The organism is Rhizobacter sp. P2_H2 (assembly GCF_056403375.1).
Genome location: NZ_JBFUFP010000897.1, coordinates 1 through 2291 on the forward strand (window position 1 = coordinate 1; position 2291 = coordinate 2291).

The window sequence follows — 2291 nt, forward strand, 5'->3', positions numbered from 1 at the left end:
GAGCAGGGACTACGTGACAACCCTCGTCGCGATCCTCGGCACCACCATCAGCCCCTACCTCTTCTTCTGGCAGGCGGCGCAGGAGGTCGAGGAGATCCACCGCGTSGCCGAGGACCAGCCGCTGCTGCGCGCACCAACGCAGCGCGAGGCGCAATTCAGGCGCCTGCGCATCGACACGATCGCCGGCATGGGCTTCTCGAACCTGATCGCGTTCTTCATGATCGTTGCCGCCGCCGCCACCTTGCACCAACAAGGCATCACTCACGTCGAGACGACGACGCAAGCGGCGATGGCGCTCAAGCCAATTGCCGGCAATTTCGCGTTCGTGCTGTTCGCGGCCGGCATCGTCGGCACCGGCATGCTCGCGCTGCCGGTGCTCGCCGGCTCGGCGGCCTACGCGGTGGCCAGCGTCGTACGCGTGCGCAAGGGTCTGGATCAGCCGCTGCACCTCGCCCGCGCCTTCTACGGCATCCTGGCCGCCGCGATGGTGGTCGGGGTGTTCATCAGCGTCGCCGGCTTCGACCCGATGCGCGCGCTGTACTGGTCGGCGGTCGTCAACGCGGTGATCGCGGTGCCGATCATGGTGGGCGTGATGGTCGCGTCGACCCATGCCCGCGTGATCGGTGCCATGCCGCTCGGCCGCCCCTGGCGCGTGCTCGGCTGGGGCGCGACGCTTGCGATGGCTGCCGCCAGCATCGCGATGCTCGCGACATCGTTCGTCTGAAGGCGGGCGGCAGGTGGCAGCGACCAAGCTCGCGATCCACGCTGCGATCGCCGCCAACGTGGCGATCGCGGTTACCAAGTTCGCGGTGGCCGGCATCACCGGCAGTTCGTCCAGGCCACCGGCACGACGCCGTTCTTGGAGGCACTGCACCGCAGCAAGGACCCGACCACCTACACCGTGCTCGCAAAAGACGCCGCCGCGCTGCTCGGCCTGCTGATCGCGGCCGCCGGCATCGCGCTGAGCCACCGCTTCGACTGGCCCGAGCTGGACTTCGCACCCGGCGTCAGCGCCGCCGAGGCGGCCACGGCCACGACCGCGCTGCRGGGCCAGGTGCGCGCCGCGTACCCGGTGATCAAGCGCCTGTTCATCGAAGCCGCGGCGGCGGCCCCTCCTTGAGGTGAACGCGATGAAGATTGCGACCTGCAACATCAACGGCATCAACGGGCGCCTGGCAGCCCTGCTCGCCTGGCTCGAGCGGGAGCAACCGGATGTCGTGTGCCTGCAGGAGCTGAAGGCCGCGCAGGCCACGTTTCCGCGCGCGGCGCTCGAACCGCAAGGAGCCGGTGCTGCTCGCGGGCGACTACAACGTGGTGCCGACAGACGACGCGRCGGACATCTACAACACGCGCTCCTGGCTGAAGGACGCGCTGCTGCAGCCCGAAAGCCGCGACGCCTTCCGCCGGCTGCTCGACCAGGGCTGGACCGACGCCGTGGCGCGACTCCATCCCGGCAAGCCGATGTACACGTTCTGGGACTATTTCCGCCAGACACTCGCGCCAATGCGCGATAGGCAAGACGGAGCCGGCATTGGCCACGCTTTCAGCGTCGATCACCGACGACTCAAGATCGCCGAGGGGCAACCCGCGCTGCGAGAGGGCTGTGATGGCTCCAGTGCATGGCTTGGCATACCGCAGATTGAGGACGGCCGTCATTCCGTCCCTCACACCGACGAACTCGCCGCAGCCTCCGCCAGCAGTTCTTCCTTCCGGCTGGCCATCGCGACACCCAGCACCTGCAGGTCCAGGCCCGAATTGCGCATCTTCGGGAACATCTCGTCTTCCTCCTCCTCGACATGGTGGTCGATGAGTTCGCCGAGCACCTTGACCTTGGCGTCGTACAGGTCGTCGCCAGCCTGCATCGATTCCAGCTGGGCGATCAAGTCCTTGGCGCTGGCATGCTCGACCACGGCTTCGTCGATCAGGTCGTCTTCCTTCAGCGCTTCGCGCGCGGCCGGGTAGAAAAGCTCCTCTTCAATGGTGGCGTGCACCGTCAGCATGGTGCAGATCTGCTGCGCAAGGGCTTGCCTGTCGCTTTCCGAGCCCTCGTTCTCCGCCAGCTCGTCGTACTGGTCGAACAAGTCCTTGACGTCTTCGTGATCCTGTTCCAGCAAGGTGATCGCGTCCGTGGATTCGCTGCCGTCGTCTTGTGACTGGGAGGGGTGGATGGCCATGGTTCAACTCCTGAGTGGGTGCAGCCGACATGGCCACACTGCCTGGGTGCTTCGAGCGTAGTCCGCGAAGTCACACACAAGCAGGACCTGGGGGCAAAAGAGGACGGCTCCTACAGC

At 66.7% G+C, this 2291-nt stretch carries 3 protein-coding genes and 1 pseudogene; 3 read left to right on the plus strand and 1 reads right to left on the minus strand.

Going from position 1 to position 2291, the window contains the following annotated elements; translation table 11 throughout:
* The 3 genes and pseudogenes from AC1D15_RS27950 to AC1D15_RS27960 all read left to right on the plus strand — a co-directional run.
* The coding region (locus tag AC1D15_RS27950; RefSeq protein WP_477828573.1) for an NRAMP family divalent metal transporter at positions 1-724 on the plus strand (724 nt) is incomplete at its 5' end.
* A gap of 135 nt (positions 725-859) precedes the next feature.
* Positions 860-1120, plus strand: coding sequence for a hypothetical protein (locus tag AC1D15_RS27955; RefSeq protein WP_477828574.1), 261 nt, complete (start codon positions 860-862; stop codon positions 1118-1120).
* 10 nt (positions 1121-1130) lie between these two features.
* A pseudogene (locus tag AC1D15_RS27960) lies at positions 1131-1488 on the plus strand (endonuclease/exonuclease/phosphatase family protein); the annotation flags it as partial.
* Between the two features lie 176 nt (positions 1489-1664).
* Here AC1D15_RS27960 and AC1D15_RS27965 read toward each other — a convergent pair.
* Positions 1665-2174 carry a hemerythrin domain-containing protein gene (locus AC1D15_RS27965; RefSeq protein ID WP_477828575.1) on the minus strand — a complete coding sequence of 170 codons (510 nt, stop codon included), beginning with the start codon at positions 2172-2174 and terminating at the stop codon, positions 1665-1667.
* Between the last annotated feature and the right edge of the window lie 117 nt (positions 2175-2291).